The organism is Enterococcus avium (assembly GCF_002891025.1).
GTDB lineage: Bacteria > Bacillota > Bacilli > Lactobacillales > Enterococcaceae > Enterococcus_A > Enterococcus_A avium.
In genome coordinates, this window is sequence record NZ_NBSL01000003.1 from 430,854 (window position 1) to 446,904 (window position 16,051).

14 protein-coding genes are annotated in these 16,051 nt (G+C 39.6%); 11 read left to right on the forward strand and 3 right to left on the reverse strand.

Annotation, left to right across the window (positions count from 1 at the left end; all coding sequences use genetic code 11):
- Positions 1-7 precede the first annotated feature (7 nt).
- Positions 8-607 carry a short chain dehydrogenase gene (locus AUF14_RS17795; protein WP_102866343.1) on the forward strand — a complete coding sequence of 200 codons (600 nt, stop codon included), beginning with the start codon at positions 8-10 and terminating at the stop codon, positions 605-607.
- A gap of 239 nt (positions 608-846) precedes the next feature.
- On the opposite strand, the gene AUF14_RS17800 is transcribed toward AUF14_RS17795, so the two are convergent.
- On the reverse strand, positions 847-2,940 hold the full coding sequence (locus tag AUF14_RS17800; protein WP_102866344.1) for an LTA synthase family protein: 2,094 nt from the start codon (positions 2,938-2,940) through the stop codon (positions 847-849).
- Between the two features lie 319 nt (positions 2,941-3,259).
- Here AUF14_RS17800 and AUF14_RS17805 point away from each other — a divergent pair, with 319 nt between their 5' ends.
- Positions 3,260-4,447, forward strand: coding sequence for an IS110 family RNA-guided transposase (locus AUF14_RS17805; RefSeq protein ID WP_002297293.1), 1,188 nt, complete (start codon positions 3,260-3,262; stop codon positions 4,445-4,447).
- 306 nt (positions 4,448-4,753) lie between these two features.
- Here AUF14_RS17805 and AUF14_RS17810 read toward each other — a convergent pair whose 3' ends face one another.
- Positions 4,754-5,497: an epoxyqueuosine reductase QueH gene (locus AUF14_RS17810; protein WP_193756252.1), complete on the reverse strand. Its 744-nt coding sequence runs from the start codon at positions 5,495-5,497 to the stop codon at positions 4,754-4,756.
- Positions 5,498-5,759: 262 nt separating this feature from the next.
- Here AUF14_RS17810 and AUF14_RS17815 point away from each other — a divergent pair, with 262 nt between their 5' ends.
- The 7 genes from AUF14_RS17815 to AUF14_RS17845 all read left to right on the forward strand — a co-directional run bounded on the left by AUF14_RS17815 (position 5,760) and on the right by AUF14_RS17845 (position 11,932).
- Positions 5,760-6,491, forward strand: coding sequence for a GntR family transcriptional regulator, LSA1692 subfamily (locus AUF14_RS17815; protein ID WP_048718589.1), 732 nt, complete (start codon positions 5,760-5,762; stop codon positions 6,489-6,491).
- A gap of 25 nt (positions 6,492-6,516) precedes the next feature.
- Positions 6,517-7,818: a Sapep family Mn(2+)-dependent dipeptidase gene (locus tag AUF14_RS17820; protein WP_102866345.1), complete on the forward strand. Its 1,302-nt coding sequence runs from the start codon at positions 6,517-6,519 to the stop codon at positions 7,816-7,818.
- A gap of 180 nt (positions 7,819-7,998) precedes the next feature.
- Entirely contained in the window at positions 7,999-8,952 is a 954-nt protein-coding gene (locus AUF14_RS17825) for a N(4)-(beta-N-acetylglucosaminyl)-L-asparaginase (RefSeq protein WP_193756253.1), read from the forward strand.
- A 20-nt stretch (positions 8,953-8,972) separates the two neighbouring features.
- Complete coding sequence (locus AUF14_RS17830) at positions 8,973-9,302, forward strand: PTS sugar transporter subunit IIB (RefSeq protein WP_048718593.1); 330 nt, start codon at positions 8,973-8,975, stop codon at positions 9,300-9,302.
- A 26-nt stretch (positions 9,303-9,328) separates the two neighbouring features.
- A complete protein-coding gene (gene celB, locus AUF14_RS17835) occupies positions 9,329-10,684 on the forward strand; it encodes a PTS cellobiose transporter subunit IIC (RefSeq protein ID WP_102866346.1) in 1,356 nt (451 codons plus the stop codon).
- 20 nt (positions 10,685-10,704) lie between these two features.
- A complete protein-coding gene (locus AUF14_RS17840) occupies positions 10,705-11,031 on the forward strand; it encodes a PTS lactose/cellobiose transporter subunit IIA (RefSeq protein WP_102866347.1) in 327 nt (108 codons plus the stop codon).
- A 106-nt stretch (positions 11,032-11,137) separates the two neighbouring features.
- On the forward strand, positions 11,138-11,932 hold the full coding sequence (locus AUF14_RS17845; protein WP_102866348.1) for an N-formylglutamate amidohydrolase: 795 nt from the start codon (positions 11,138-11,140) through the stop codon (positions 11,930-11,932).
- Between the two features lie 58 nt (positions 11,933-11,990).
- On the opposite strand, the gene AUF14_RS17850 is transcribed toward AUF14_RS17845, so the two are convergent.
- Positions 11,991-12,533: a helix-turn-helix domain-containing protein gene (locus AUF14_RS17850; RefSeq protein ID WP_102866349.1), complete on the reverse strand. Its 543-nt coding sequence runs from the start codon at positions 12,531-12,533 to the stop codon at positions 11,991-11,993.
- A gap of 174 nt (positions 12,534-12,707) precedes the next feature.
- Here AUF14_RS17850 and AUF14_RS17855 point away from each other — a divergent pair, with 174 nt between their 5' ends.
- Together AUF14_RS17855 and hypD are read left to right on the forward strand one after the other, a co-directional pair.
- Entirely contained in the window at positions 12,708-13,487 is a 780-nt protein-coding gene (locus tag AUF14_RS17855) for a glycyl-radical enzyme activating protein (protein WP_016178813.1), read from the forward strand.
- 41 nt (positions 13,488-13,528) lie between these two features.
- The gene (gene hypD, locus AUF14_RS17860; protein ID WP_102866350.1) at positions 13,529-15,931 is read left to right on the forward strand and encodes a trans-4-hydroxy-L-proline dehydratase; all 2,403 of its coding nucleotides are present in this window, start codon (positions 13,529-13,531) and stop codon (positions 15,929-15,931) included.
- The last annotated feature ends 120 nt before the right edge of the window (positions 15,932-16,051 follow it).

Below are 16,051 nucleotides of genomic sequence, written 5' to 3' on the forward strand. Positions count from 1 at the left end.
GCTAGTTGTGCGTATTTTAATAGTTGGTGGTAAGGGAACGATCGGTCGAGCAATTGTTGAAAAATTGAAGGAACATCACGAACTGATTATAGCTGGAAGAACAAGTGGCGATGTACAGGTGGACCTAAAATCTGTAGAGAGTATCGAAACAATGTTCAAGAAAGTTGGACATGTAGACGCGATCGTAAATGCTTCAGGAACAGCTAAATTTCAACCAATAGAAGAAATGACCCCTGAAGATAATCTAGTGGCGGTACAAAGCAAGCTGTTAGGGCAGATCAATCTGACATTAATTGGACAAAAATATTTACGACGCGATGGCAGTATTACACTAACGACAGGCATCATGAAGGACGATCCGATTCCAGGCGGGGCTTCAGCAGCAATGGCTAACGGTGGTGTGGCAGCTTTTGTAAAATCAGCAGCCATTGATTTTACTCAGGGTATTCGCATCAACTGTGTCAGTCCCAATGTTTTAGTAGAGTCCTATGATAAATTCCAAGATTCCTTTAGAGGGTTTGTACCTGTACCAGCAGAGCGCGTGGCAATGGCATTTGTAAAAAGTGTCGAAGGAAAACAAACAGGGCAGGAATATCAGGTGTATTAAAGGGCGAGAAATGATATAGAATACAATAATAGATGGTTATTTTTCACTTGAAGCCAGTATTGTTTTAGAAATATTAACTTTGACTGAGCCGAGCTGCGCGCCGAAAAAAAGCAGATAGCCATTTTTACTAAAACGAATTATCAGATTTTTTCCTAGGATAAATCCGTTATTCTACACATATTGGAATTTAAAGTAACAAAACGCGAAAACAGTGTGTTTAAACTGTTTTCGCGTTTTTGTTAGTCATTTTTTTCAGTGGTGTATTCTTTAAAGGATTTTGTTTTGTACAAATCTTCTGTTGATTGCTGATTATTCTTCGAAAAGACGCTGGTTGATTGATCACCTAGCTTTTTCTCAATCCCGTTTAAGTTTTTGATGGAATTTTTATAATTGATTTCCTCTACTTTAACCGGGCTCAAGCCACTGTCGTAATAAAACCGCAACAGATCCCCATTATTGATCTGATCGGAGATATTTAGCTGTTCCTCGACTTTCTTTTTAACTTCTTTGGCTTCTTCCAGTATTTCAGGCTGACTAAAGTTCAATAGAGCCCCTGTTTGATTATCGTAAACATCGCCCTTATGGTAAGAATAGTCCTCCGTAACAAAATCTCCATTACGAAAGGCGACTAACTGTTCTCGATTAGGAGAAAGCAAGTCGTGTCCCAGCAGCATTAAATCATTAGAATCATAACCAACTAAATGCAACAACGTAGGCAATACATCGATTTGTCCACCATAAGTATGATTGATCGTTCCCTTTTCTTGTCCCGGAAGATGAATGATCAAGGGCACCTTTTGGGCTTGGATCGTATCAAAGGTTGTCCAATCCTCTTTGCCAAATAATTCTTTAGTGGCCTCAATACGTGAATCAGAAATACCGTAGTGATCGCCATACAAAACGATCATAGAATTTTCGTAAAGTCCGCTGGCTTTTAGGTAATCAAAAAATTCTCTGATGGCTGTATCAGTGTAATTCGCTGTTGCAAAATAACCGTCGATCGTTGAGTCGCCGGTATCTACTTTTGGGAAACCATTCTCCGCTTCAGGTAATTCAGAAAACGGATAATGGTTAGAGACCGCTAAAAATTTCGCGTAAAAAGGCTGCTGCAGGTGCTCCAAATATTTCACTGATTGCTGGAAAAAAGGCTTGTCATGCAACCCGTATTGGAAAGAATTCTTATCATTTAAGCTATAATAACTAGAGTCAAAGAAGTGCTGGTAACCAAATCGTTTATATGTTTCGTTGCGATTCCAAAAATTTCCAGCATTACCATGAAAGGCGGCAGTTGTATAACCTAATTTTTGTTCAAAAATGGCGGGTGCGGCATTAAAGGTATTCTTGCCACCTAACTGTGAAAATAGAGAGCCTTGATTCAGCCCAAACAAGGAATTTTCCAATAATGTTTCTGCGTCACTGGTTTTTCCAGCACTGACCTGATGGTAAACATTGTCAAAGCTGAAAGAGCTTTGACTGTGATACAGACTATTTACAAAAGGCATGACTTCATGCTCGACACCGTTTTCGTCTTTCAGCTTGTAATCAATCAAAAATTGATGGGCACTTTCTAGATGGACATAGATAATATTCTTATCTTTAGCTATACCAAATGTTTCCTTATTCATTTCTTTTGGCTGCTGCTTGAGTTTTTCCGCTAAAACTTCCATATCATTAGGGCTGGCCTGTGCACGAATTTGTGAGACTTGGTAGGTTTTGACGCCGTCGTAAACGGTATAGGCGTTGATTCCTAAATATTTCACTAGATAATCTCTAGAAAACGTTCTAGTCAATAAGCCTGGACGACTTGTTTCCGCCAGTGCAATATTTCCAGCAAGAAACAATAACGAAGCCATCGTGACTGTAAAAGCCAGCTTTGCTCGAACGGGACGAGTATCTACTGGGAGTTTCTTTAGTAGTAAAGCGGCTAGTACAGCAATACAGTCCAGAAAATACAGAACATCATGAGGCTTAAATAGTCGTATAGCACTTTCTCCAAGTCCGCTGGCGACTTTTCCCGCACCTAATATTGTATCAATGGTAAGAAAATCGGTGAATTCTTGATAATAAACCACGTTAGCAAAAAGTAAGATGCTAAGTAACAAGTAAATGAGATATCCTGTAATATAGGCAGCTTTCGTTCTCCGGATAAACAAAAAGATCGACAAAAAGAGCATCGTGGACGCTATCGGATTGATTAGCAGAATAAAAACCTGAAGCGCATTATCTAAACGCAAGTCGAAATCGACCAGATAGGCAAATAGATTTTTGGCCCATAATAATAGCGTTAATATGAGAAAGAAGCCGAATCTCGAGTTCAGTTTTTCTTTGATCATGTCATAACCTTGTATATTAGAGTTAGGGTTTTAACCTTCCGGTTTTGATTGGATAACCCTATGAACCATCGTTATTTTAATTTGGTATTAACTCATTTCTTTTGAGATAATATATTTATTGGATTGAGAGGCTAAGCCGTTCCCCCCTTGGGTCATTGAACCCGCACTCGAGAGACTGGCTCCTCTCTCTGATAAGTGGATTGCGTATGAGTTAGATGTTGAAAGTCCTTACTTTACTCCGTATCTCGTACAAGGTAGTGACGCTTTTCAGTTGAGTGGATTTCAATCCAAAATTCTTTTTTTGAAAGGTCAGATATACATGTACTTTTTAGGCATTGATATCGGTAAACGCACTCACGTTGCTTCTATCATGAACGAGGAAGGAAAGGTATTACTAAAAGGTTTTTCATTTCCTAACACCACTGAAGGAGCAGAGTCATTAATTGAGCGAATGGTCGACTATTCCGGAGCACCCAGTGACTTTGTTATAGGGATGGAAGCCACGGGGCACTATTGGCTGTCCATCTTTTCATACCTTCACGAATCAGATTATTTGATTCACGTTGTGAATCCCCTTCAAACAGACGGATGGCGTAAAGGTACAGAAATACGGAAACGAAAAAACGATATTATTGATTCTGTTTTGATTGCTGACTTAATGCGCTATGGCTCATTTGTCGAAACGGTCTTATCCGATGAAAATGTTTTTTCTTTGAAACAACTTTCTCGTTACCGAACTTATTTAGTAGGTACAGCGAGCGACTTCAAAAGAAAAATTATAGCCGTATTGGATCAAGTCTTTCCAGAATACGCGACGATTTTTACCAAGCAGGGCGTTTTCGGAAAAGCTTCTAAAGAGTTATTGCTGGCGTTTAGTGCCCCGATCGACTTAGAAAACATTTCCTCAGAAACTTTGGCCCAATACTTAGCTGAGTTAAGCAGGAACCGAATCAAGGCAGAAAAAGCGGACCAATTGAAGCAAGCAGCTTCTAACTCCTTTGGAGTAAAATTTGCTCAAGAAGCGTTCACCTTCCAACTACGTTCAATGATTGAACAATTAAAATTCATTGAAAGCCAAATAAAGGAAACGGAAAGAGAAATCAAGCACATAATGGACACTTTAAATTCTGTTATTCTCACAATTCCTGGAATTGGTCCTATAAACGGTGCGACTATTCTTGGTGAGATCGGAGATATTCAAAAATTTTCTAACCCGAAAAAACTCGTTGCTTACGCTGGGATAGACGCTTCCGTGACACAATCAGGGCAATATGAGGCAACGCATAATGTTATGAGTAAACGAGGGTCTCCATATTTGCGAAAAGCCTTGTTTTCGGCGGCTTTAGTAGCTTCTCAATGTGATCCTGTTTTTAGTGCGTTTTACCAGAAAAAAGTTTCCGAAGGAAAACATCATCTAACTGCCTTAGGTGCGGTTTCTCGTAAGCTTTGTTACGTGATTCATGCTATTTTGACTAAAAACGAGCCTTATATAATTGTTTCTGATTAGCTATTGAACATTCAAAAAAACTAATGGTAAGAAGCTTATTTGTTGTACCCTTTTTTCGGAATTATCTGTTATAAAATATTTTTTGATTTGGCTAATTTTTACTTGACTCTATATAGTTAGTCTCTCTTAGTCTTTGTTCTAATTAGTTAATTGTATCGAAAAAACGGTTGGTATGTAAAGGCTATCAATACGAGATATAACAAAATTTAGAGAAAAAGCAATGATCCGCGAATATAGTATAAATTTTATATGAGATTTGATTTTTTTCAAAAAATGAACCGATAGTTTTTTCTATCGGTCCATTTTCTATGCTTCGGTTGGTTGTTTCTGGTATTCCTTCACGAAGGCTTTTGCCTCTTTGTTAATTATTTTCAAATCGCATCCCTGTTGCTTTGCTGCAAATACACAGCCGCAGTAGCATTGGCGATACACATCGTACTCTTTACACATCTCAATCGAACGTTGGTAGCCGGAATTTTTTTTAAAATCACTTGGCAAGTAATGCGTATTGTAGATTTTTTGGATATCCATACCGATTTGATTGATCAATTGGCTATTTTTTTTCGGGGAAATCGTTAAGGCACTACCAAAATAGTCGAAACCGCGTTCCAACGCTTCTTTTGCTGCTAAGTCTAAGCGCATATTAAAGCGAGCGGTACAACGTTTCCCGCCTTCAGGTTCTGCGATCAATTCCTTTTGCTGCATTAACTGAATGAATTCATTCGGTTTATAGTCGTCAATAATCAAATCAACTTGATTGCCAGTCGCTGTATTAAAGTCATGGATAAATTTTTCTTGAACTAAAACTCGACGTTGATATTCACTTTCAGGATGAATATTGGAGTTCGAGAAGAAGATCGTCACATCTGCGTGCTGGGTCAAAAATTCCAAGGTACAGGTACTGCAGGGTGCGCAACAAGAATGAATCAAAATTCGTGGGCGGACTTTTTCTTTTTCCCACGATTGAATCATCTTATGCAAAACACGGTCATAATTTATTTTTTGGTTATTCATTTTCTCAACGATTTCCGTTGCATCTATTATATTCATCAAATCACCTGAAGGTATTATAAGGGAAATGAAGTTAGAAAAAAAGACGATTGAAAAGCACTTTAAGATTAAAAAAATGGTTTAAAAGTAAAAAAAAGCTGAGAATGATTGAAATATATTTAAAACTGAATATAGTATATACTGTAAGGTATATACCGAATGGGTCGAAAAAATTAATCTAGCCAAGCTGTGGAAGAATCAGTATAGTGAAAATGAAGATTGGATAGTAGATAGAAAGAAATAATCGAAAAAGGGAGAAATTATGGAGGATAAGAAAACGACAAAGGCGAAATTTAATCAGGTATCCGCTGAGATCGAAAAACGTATCCATGAAGGAATCTATGTAAGCTCACAAAAATTACCTTCTGAATATGACTTGGCGAAGGAGTTTGATTGTAGCCGCTTAACGATTCGTAAAGCCATCGATGATTTAATCGGCAAGAATATTTTGGTGAAACGGCGCGGTAAGGGAAGCTATGTAATGTCACAGCCAAAAATTCAAAGTGGGCGCTCTGGGCTGCAAGGCTTTACTGAAGCCGCGAAGGCCTATGGAAAAACCAGTAGTACAGAAGTTATTTCGTTTAAAAAGGTTAGTGAGCCTTCAGAGGAAATTCTGAACGCACTGCAACTAGAAGAAGATCAACCAATCTATGAGTTGGTTCGGCGGCGGATATTAGATGATGAACCAATGACAGTGGAAAAAATTTATTTGTCCGAGTTTTATGTAAAAGGGTTAAAAGCAGAGGATTTCAGCGGCTCGCTATTTAAATTGCTAGAGGAAAAAACCGAGATTGCCTATTCTCATCAGGAGGTGGAGGCAATTTTGGTCAAACCGGAGCTTTCAAAATTACTGGATGTACCGATGGGAGACCCCTTGCTGCAAGTCTATTCTGTGACCTATGCATTAGACGCGACACCGATTTTTTACGATATCTCTTACTATCGCTCGGATCGTTATGTCTTTAAAACAACACTTACTCGCTATGGTAAATAAAGCAAGTACAACTAGGGAGGCTCTTATGACGATTGATTTTCGAAAAGTAATTGAAGAAAACAAGGAACAATTCTATCAGGATCTGGATCAGGTAATGCAAATAGAAAGTGTTAAAGGTACACCAGCAAAACAAGCACCTTTTGGGAAAGGCCCCAAAGAAGCCTTACTCACAGTGATGTCTTTAGCGGAAAAATACGGATTCAAAACGGCGATCATCAATGATGTAGTGGGGTATGCGCAATGGGGTGACGCAGAAGACTATATTGGTGTTGTGGGTCATTTGGATGTTGTTCCAGCGGGGGATGGCTGGTCGTTCCCACCGTTTAAATTGAGCAAAAAGGATCAGCGCTTTTATGGTCGCGGCATTTTAGACAACAAGGGGCCAATTTTAGCTTGCTTATTTGGCTTGAAGCTGTTGAAGGAGATGGATCTGCCCGTAAAGAAAACGATCCGAATCATTTTTGGTACCGATGAGGAAAACGGCAGCTCAGATATTCCGCTTTATTTGAGCGAAGAACAGCCACCACAGTTTGGTTTTACGCCTGATTGCAAGTATCCGGTAGTTTATGGCGAACGTGGGATTGTTAACTATGAAATTTTGACAACGTTTCCTCAAGAAGAACTAAAAGATTTAGGTGATTTCATCGGTGATCAAGCCCGCGATCATGTTCCAGATGCGTTATCAGTAACTATTCACGGCAAGAATATCAGTGTGCAGGGGAAAAGAGCCCCTTCGAATGCACCTGAACTAGGAGAAAACGCAATTACACTATTGGCGGAAAAAATTTTACAGGAACAAGCCGTTACTGGAACACTGGCGGAGTATTTTTCTTGGCTAATAAAGAGTCTAACCAATCAGCATCATGGGGAAGGCTTAGGCCTTGCTTTTTCAGACGCGGATAGTGGTAAATTAATGATCACGCCCTATGAATTGATCAAAAAAGACCAACAACTAGCTCTTTCGATAGCGATTCGCTATCCTGTTTCAGTCACAGAAGCAGAAGTTACCGATACCTTGAAAAAACATTTGCCGCCGGAGAGTCAGCTAACAGTAGTCCGTCGCATCAAAAGCAGCCATTTTCCTAAGGATAATCCCAATATTCAACTCTTATCAGCTGTTTATGAAGAGGCTACAGGATTGGATGGGACTCCGGTAACGACGACCGGAGCAACTTATGCCCGCTTTATTCCGAATATCGTTGCCTTTGGTCCTTCGTTTCCTGGTCAAAAGGGGATTGCCCATAATCAGGACGAATATATGGATGAAAAGGATCTGTTGAAAAACATGGAAATCTATATGCGGGGCATGTTAAAACTAATAGAATAATTGATTTTTTGAGACCCAGCAAGGGATTGCGGGTCTTTTTTTTGTTATTTCATAACTTTAGCTTAGAAAACGGTAAAAAAAGATAAAAAAATTTCAAATTTAGTATATACAAAACAGTATATACTATCTATAATGAATTCAGATTTTGAAAATGTAAACGGTAACGGGAGGAGCACGACGATGGCGTGGGGAGCAATTGCGACATGGCGCATGGCACATGATGGTGTAATAGAAGCAATGCATTTGCTAGAGAAGAAAGGGGATGCTGGTGACGCAGTAGAGACCTTAATAAAGACAGTAGAGGATTATCCTTATTATAAATCTGTTGGTTTTGGCGGATTGCCAAATGCCGAGGGAATCTTAGAGATGGACGCTGCCTTCATGCACGGGGATACCTTTGAAATTGGTGCAGTGGCAGGAATCACCGATGTAAAAAATCCAATCTCTGTTGCACGAAAACTTAGTAAAGATAAATTCAATAGTTTTCGGGTCGGTGAAGGGGCAACCAAATATTCAATGCTGGAAGGCTTCGAACGAAAGAGTATGCTGACAGAACGTGCCCATAAAATTTGGGAGAAGCGTTTGAAGGAAATTCAGGAAAATAATCTGAATCCCTACGATGGTCATGATACCGTTGGCGCGATTACTTTGGATCAGATGGGAACGATGACGGCTGGCACATCTAGCTCTGGACTGTTCATGAAAAAGCCGGGACGGGTCGGTGATTCCCCATTATCTGGCTCGGGCTTTTACGTGGATAGTGAGATCGGAGGAGCAGCAGCGACAGGATTAGGCGAAGACTTGATGAAGGGCTGCTTATCCTATGAAATCGTTCGTTTGATGGGAGAAGGGGTGAAGCCGCAAGACGCCTGCGATAAAGCTGTCTATGAATTTCATGATAAATTGACTGCACGCTATGGCAAAGCAGGTGCTTTCTCATTGATCGCGATGAACCCTAAAGGCGAGTGGGGCGTAGCGACAAACGTTGAATTTACGTTCAGTGTAGGTAACGATAAGGAAAACCCACAGATTTTCATTGCCAATATGGGAAGCGGTCACACTACAGATATCCAACCGATCACACAGCATTGGCTAGATGCCTATGAAAAACGGATTAAAGCACCGATTGAATAAAAAATAGGAGAGTGAAGAAAATGAGTAAAAAACAAATTTATCTATTTTGCGATGCAGGGATGTCCACAAGTATTATGGTTAACAAAATGATGGAGATCGTTGAAAAACATAATATGCCGCTGCAAATTACAGCTTTTCCAGTAGCACGTGCACAGGAAGTAGTTGAAAAGGAAAAACCAGTAGCGATTCTTTTAGGCCCACAAGTAAAATTCTTATTGGAAAAAACACAGGAACAATTTGCTCCGCAGGGGATTCCAGTAGCAGTGATCGCACCCGAGATTTACGGCATGATGGACGGGGAAAAAGCGATGAAGGACGTTCTAAAATTGCTTAAAAAAAATAAAAAATAATATTGAACTGATTGGAGGATAAAAAGATGCAGAAGTTTTTAAACTGGTTGGAAAAAGTTTTGACACCATTAGCCAAAGTCATCGGGGAAAATAAGTATTTGATCGCGATCCGTGACGGTTTTTTGATTTCTACGCCCTTATTGATTGTTGGATCGTTCTTCCTACTTTTGGCGAATTTTCCGATTCCGAATTGGAGCAACATGATTTCTCCAATTTTAGGCAATAATTGGGAATCCTTGATGTCGGTACCTGCTTCAGCCAGCTTCGATGTGATGACAATTTTAGCGGTTGTGGGAATTGCTTATAGCTTAGGACGGCAATTGGAAATTGATGCGATTCAGTCGGCTGCTCTGGCATTGGTTTCGTTCTTTATATTGACGCCCTATACTACACTCTTCACACCAGAAAATAGTACTCAGGTTTATGAAGTAACGAGCTTGCCCTTAAAATGGATGGGTTCAAGCGGTTTGTTTTTAGGAATGATTATTGCGCTAGTTTCTACCCGGATTTTTGCGGCCGTGATTCACCGCGGCTGGACAATCAAGATGCCAGATGGTGTTCCACCTACCGTAGTGAAGTCTTTTGAAGCATTGATTCCAAGTTTTGTGGTAGTAACAATTATGTTCGTTCTCAATTGGTTAGTTTCTTTGACATCAATGGGGAACTTGCAAGATGTAATCTTTACATTCTTACAAACGCCACTATTGAGTTTAGGCAACACGTTAGGCGCGATGATTATTGCTTATTTATTCCTGCATTTCTTTTGGTTTTTCGGTATTAATGGAAGCAGTGTTGTTGGTGCAGTATTTAATCCAGTTTTACGTGCATTGTCAGTCGAAAATATGCAAGCCTTTAAAGACGGGCATGAAATTCCCAATATCATCACAGGTCAATTTCAAGACATGTTTGCGACATTTGGCGGTGGTGGCTCAACACTGTCATTAATTATCGTGATGGTACTCTTTTGTAAGAGCCAGCGAGTCAAAAAGTTATCACAGCTATCACTCGTTCCAAGTATTTTCGGTATTAATGAGCCAATCATTTTTGGCTTACCAATTGTTCTGAACCCGATTATTTTGATTCCTTTTGCGCTAGTTCCTACTATTAATATTATTATTTCTTACTTTGCGATGGATTGGGGACTTGTTCCTTATACAAATGGTATTCAACTGCCTTGGACGACACCGCCGATTATCTCCGGCTTTTTAGTAAGCGGCTGGCAGGCCTCAGTTTTACAGGCGTTGCTGATTGTATTAGGAATGGCGATCTATTATCCATTCATCAAAGTGCTAGATGATCAGTATTTACGAGAAGAAAAAGAAGCAGAAGAGCTTGAAGCAGAAGAGATCGACTTTGATACCTTTGATTTTGATGAAATTTAGGCAGAAGGGATTTTGGGGAAATGAATGATGAACAGTTACAGGTAGTTATGGGACTAATTATGAATGCTGGTAATGCAAAGGGCGAAGCAATTGCAGCGTTGGCGGCGGCGAAGGAAAATAATTTTTCGGAGGCTGAGTCACGAATGAAAGCAGCTAATGATGCATTAGTTGAGGCCCATAATACGCAAACGAGTCTGCTGACCGTGGAAGCTAGTGGAAATAATTCAGAAGTGACATTATTGATGGTGCATAGTCAGGATCATTTAATGAACGCTATTTCCTATTTAGGCTTAACTCAAGAATTGATTGATGTTTATAAACGACTGAAGGTATTAGAAGCAAATTAAAATCCAAGTCTGACAAGGAGAATGCTCTTTGTCAGTTTTTTTGTATCTAGACAAGAGATTGGAGAGGTATAATCAAAGAGAAAAATTATCGAAGGGCAGGGACTCAATGAAAACATTTATCACATATAATAAAGAAAAACACATCTATCCAGTAGTTATCAGTTTGCCCCATAGCGGAACATGGATACCAGAGGAAATGCGCTCAAGCTTACGAAAAGATATGGTCTTGGCGAACACAGATTGGTTTTTACCTGAGCTATACAATTTTTTAGTAGCAATGGGCTGTACGATGATCGAAAATCGAGTGAATCGTTATGTGGCTGATCCGAACCGAGAAAGTCAAATAAAAGGAATGAATTATCAAGAGTCAGTGATTTATCAGCAAAATACCTTTGGAAAAGCCTTGTATACAAAAAAGCTAACATCAGATATTATTACTGAACGCTTAGAAAACTATTATTGGCCCTATCACCAAGCATTGCAGAGATTAATCGATGCCAAAAAGAGCCGATTTGGAAAAGTCTATTTAATTGATCTGCATAGCTTTGCGGAATATCCAAATGATGCCAGAACTACCCCGGCTGATTTTGTGATCGGAAACCAAATGGATCAAACTTCTAGTGCGGAATTGCGAAAGCTGTTAACAGTTTTTTTAAAGGAAGCTGGCTACAGCGTTTCCGACAATCACCCATTTCGTGGTGGATTTATTACCCGTCACTTTAGTGAACTATCCGGAATTGAAGCATTACAGCTAGAGATTCGCTATAATCAGTACATTGAGAAACGTTCTTTCGGTGAAGAGGTACTAACCAAATATGATTCAGAATTATTTTCAAAAGCACAAGAGCATTTAGCAATGGTTTTTAGAAAATTATTCACGGAACTATCCATAGAGAAATGATTTTAGAAGTCTGTACTATTAAGTAAAAAAGCGTTCGATCATTTTTGATCGAGCGCTTTTAATAGTCATTTGGATAGTGCACCACGATAAATTTTACGACATTGCTAGTTTGGTTGTCCCAATTGTGATCAATCGTCGAAAAATAATGAGCGGAGTCGCCTGGATAAAGTTGGTACGTCTTTTCTTCGATCACCAGTGTTAAGATTCCCTCTAAAACATACACGAATTCTTCTCCTTGATGTGGATAGGTAGTCGGCAATTCACGCTTTTCATGTGGCATGATTTCGATCGTTTTTGGCGCAATCTTCTTATCCTGTGGTGTGCGGCTTAATTGTTTATAGATCATGTTGTTTAATTTGTGGATCACCGGCTGGTCGTACCCGCGAACAATTGGTTCAATTTCAGGTTCTTCTTCAAAAAAATAATTAATTCTTACTTTAAATAAATCTGCGATACTTGATAAATGTTCAACCGCAATCGTTGTAATCCCCCGCTCGAACTGCGATAAGAAGCCGGTTGACAAACCGGTGGCTTCAGATAGCTGTTTGAGAGTCATCCCTTGTTCATTACGCAAATTTTTCACTTTTTCTCCAATATTCATCTGTTAGCCCCTCACATGATTAATTATTTTTAGTATACCTGAAAAACAGATAAATTCCTAACCGTCATTAAAATGAAAAAAAAGCGAAAAATAAAATGAAGAATTCATCAAAATGAATTAAGCGCTTGCAACTTTCTCGTTTGCGTTTTATAATTAAGGGCGGGAGGGAAGTACGTGAAAAAGCCGACGATTTTTAATATTCAAAAGTTTTCGACCCATGATGGGCCGGGAATTCGTACGACGATTTTTTTCAAAGGGTGCCCCATTAGATGTGAATGGTGTCACAATCCTGAAAGTCAAGTATTTTCACCAGAAATCATGTTAAACAAATATGGCAAGGAAGAACTGATTGGCAAAGATTATTCTGTTCATGAGTTAGTTAAGAAAATCCAAGCAGATCAAATCTTTTACGATCAATCAGGTGGCGGTGTCACATTTTCTGGCGGTGAAGTGATGGCTCAAAATATGGATTATGTGGTTGAACTAGCGAAGGAATGCCAGAGATTAGGCATAACTGTCGCTATTGATACCTGTGGAGTCGCCCCAACTGAAAATTATCGACGAATTCTTCCATATGCAGATTTATTTTTGTACGATTTAAAGTTCATTGATTCACATAATCATCAGCTTTATACAGGTGCTGGCAATCAATTAGTGCTGGAGAATTTGCGATTTCTATCTGAACAGCAAGCAGAAATCAATCTTCGTCTAATTTTATTAGATGAAATTAATGCAGAAGAACTGGATGCAGAGGAAGTTATTGCCTGGCTAGCTAAAGAGAAGATTCATGTGAGTGAAATATCGTTGCTGCCGTATCATGATTTCGGACGAGATAAATACGAACGGTTGAAAAGAGTGTGTACGCAGAACTTCATTAAACCAGCAGATGAAAAAGTAGCGCGCTTGCAAAAAATTTACCAAGACGCAGGTTATCAAGTAACGATTGGCGGGTAAGTGATCAAGAAAGATGAATATACAAAATAGGAGGAAGATCAATGGCGGAATTAACACTAGAACCAACAAGAAGAGGTAGTACAGAACGAATCAAACGATTAAGGGAAATCAGTGATAAGGAATGTACACCAAGTATTTCAATGGAACGAGCAGTCCTTTTGACGGAAGCCTACAAAAAATGGGAGGGCAAGGTTTCTGCGCCTGTTTTACGAGGAAAGGCGTTCAAGTACATTATGGAAAATCGCACCAATTATATTGAAAAAGGTTCTCTAGTTTTAGGCGAAAAAGGGGATAAACCGTGGGCTGCACCGACATTTCCTGAATTGTGCTGTCATACTTTAGAAGATTTTGACAATATGAACAATCGTGAGAAAGTTTTCTTCCGTGTGAGTGAGGAAGATCGTCGTATCCAGGAAGAGGTTATTATTCCTTACTGGCATGACCGTGCCATGATGACACGAATGAATCGATTGCTGCCAGAGGAATGGCATTTATTATTTGACGCAGGGTTGTATACCGAATTTTTAATGCAGCGCGGTCCTGGTCATACAGTAGCTGATGGAAAAATGTACCAAAAAGGTTTTGCCGATTTCAAGGCAGATATCCAACAAGAAATCGACAACTTGGATTACAACAATGACATGGAGGCTTTAAATAAACGGGAAGAACTAGAAGGCATGAAGCTAGTTTGCGAAGGCATGATTATTTTCGGGAAACGCTATGCACAGCAATGTCGTGATTTGGCTGAAACGGAAACAGATCCTCAGTGGAAACAAGAACTATTGGATCTAGCTGAAGTCTGTGATGTGGTTCCAGAGCATGCGCCGCAAACCTTCCGCCAAGCGATTCAAATGTATTGGTTCACTCATATTGGTGTAACGGTAGAAATGAATAACTGGGATGCCTATTCTCCAGGTAAATTAGATCAGCATTTAGAGCCTTTCTATGAAAAGGATATCGAGGAAGGCCGCTTAACACGTGAAAAAGCGCGGGAGCTTTTGGAAAATCTTTGGATTCAATTCAATAACCAGCCTGCACCGCCAAAGGTTGGGATTACTTTAAAAGAAAGTGCAACCTATACGGATTTCTGTAATTTAAATACGGGAGCATTACGTCTAGATGGAACAAGCGGGGTCAGTGATGTTAGCTATTTGATTCTGGAAGTTATGGATGAAATGAAGCTGCTGCAGCCAAGCTCAAACGTACAAATTTCTCGTAAATCCCCTGAAAAATTCCTGCGTGAAGCTTTGAAAGTTTCCCGTAAAGGCTGGGGACAACCAGCAATGTATAATTCTGAAGCGATTTTAGCCGAATTAAGCTATCTAGGAAAATCTGTCGACGATGCTAGAGAAAGCGGCATTTGTTCTGGCTGTGTTGAAGTTGGTGTAGCCGGAAAAGAAGCCTATGTGCTAACTGGTTATCTGAATATCCCGAAAGTATTTGAACTTGCTATGAACCGGGGCTACGATCATTACACCGATAAACAGGTGGGAATCGATGTAGGCGACTTCACTAAAATGAAAACCTATGAAGAAGTTTTTGACGCTTTCCATAAAGAGCTGCAATACGTAGTTGATGTGAAAGTTGCGGGTAATAACATGATTGAACGGATGTATATGGAATTTATGCCGGTACCGCTGCTTTCTGTGATGTCTGATGATTGTATCAAAGTTGGTAAAGATTACAATGCGGGTGGCGCTCGTTATAATACTAGCTATATCCAATGTGTTGGTATCGCAACGATTACTGATTCATTAGCCGCAATTAAGCATAACGTCTTTGAAGAAAAAACGATGTCGATGCAGGATTTATTAGATGCTTGTGAAGCAGACTTTGAAAACTATGACGAAATCTTTGATCGTGTCTATAATGAAACGCCTAAATATGGAAATGATGACGAATACGCGGATACTTTATTACGTGATGTTGCTGATTCTCTACAAGAGGTAATTGCAGGTCGTCCAACTCCGAAAGGCTCAAAAACGGTCGTGGAATTTTTACCGACAACGTGCCACGTTTACTTTGGTCAAGTCATGGAGGCATCGCCAAACGGACGGCATAAAGGAATTCCATTACCAGATGGAATTTCTCCAGAAAAAGGCGCTGATCGCAACGGTCCAACTGCGGTTATTAAGTCCGCATCGAAAATTGATCAAACGAAAACTGGTGGGGCTCTGCTTAATCAGAAATTTACACCTAGTGTGGTAGCAGGAGAAGCGGGGATCACTAATATGGCTTCGTTAGTTCGCAGTTATTTTGCATTAGACGGCCATCATATTCAGTTCAACGTTATTGATCGTGAAACATTGATAAAAGCGCAAAAACATCCGAAAGATTATGAAAATCTAATTGTTCGAGTAGCGGGGTATAGTGATTACTTCAATAATTTAGAAAAAGCCCTGCAGGATGAGATCATCTCACGGACGGAGCAAGCCTTCGGATAGGCAAGCTTAATAAAGACTACTTTTATGCCAGAGAAAATATTTCTCTGGTTTTTTGTTGCTTATAATTTTCTAAAGCTTAAAATTGCGGGCAATTAATAAAAAACGTTTGATTGCATATAA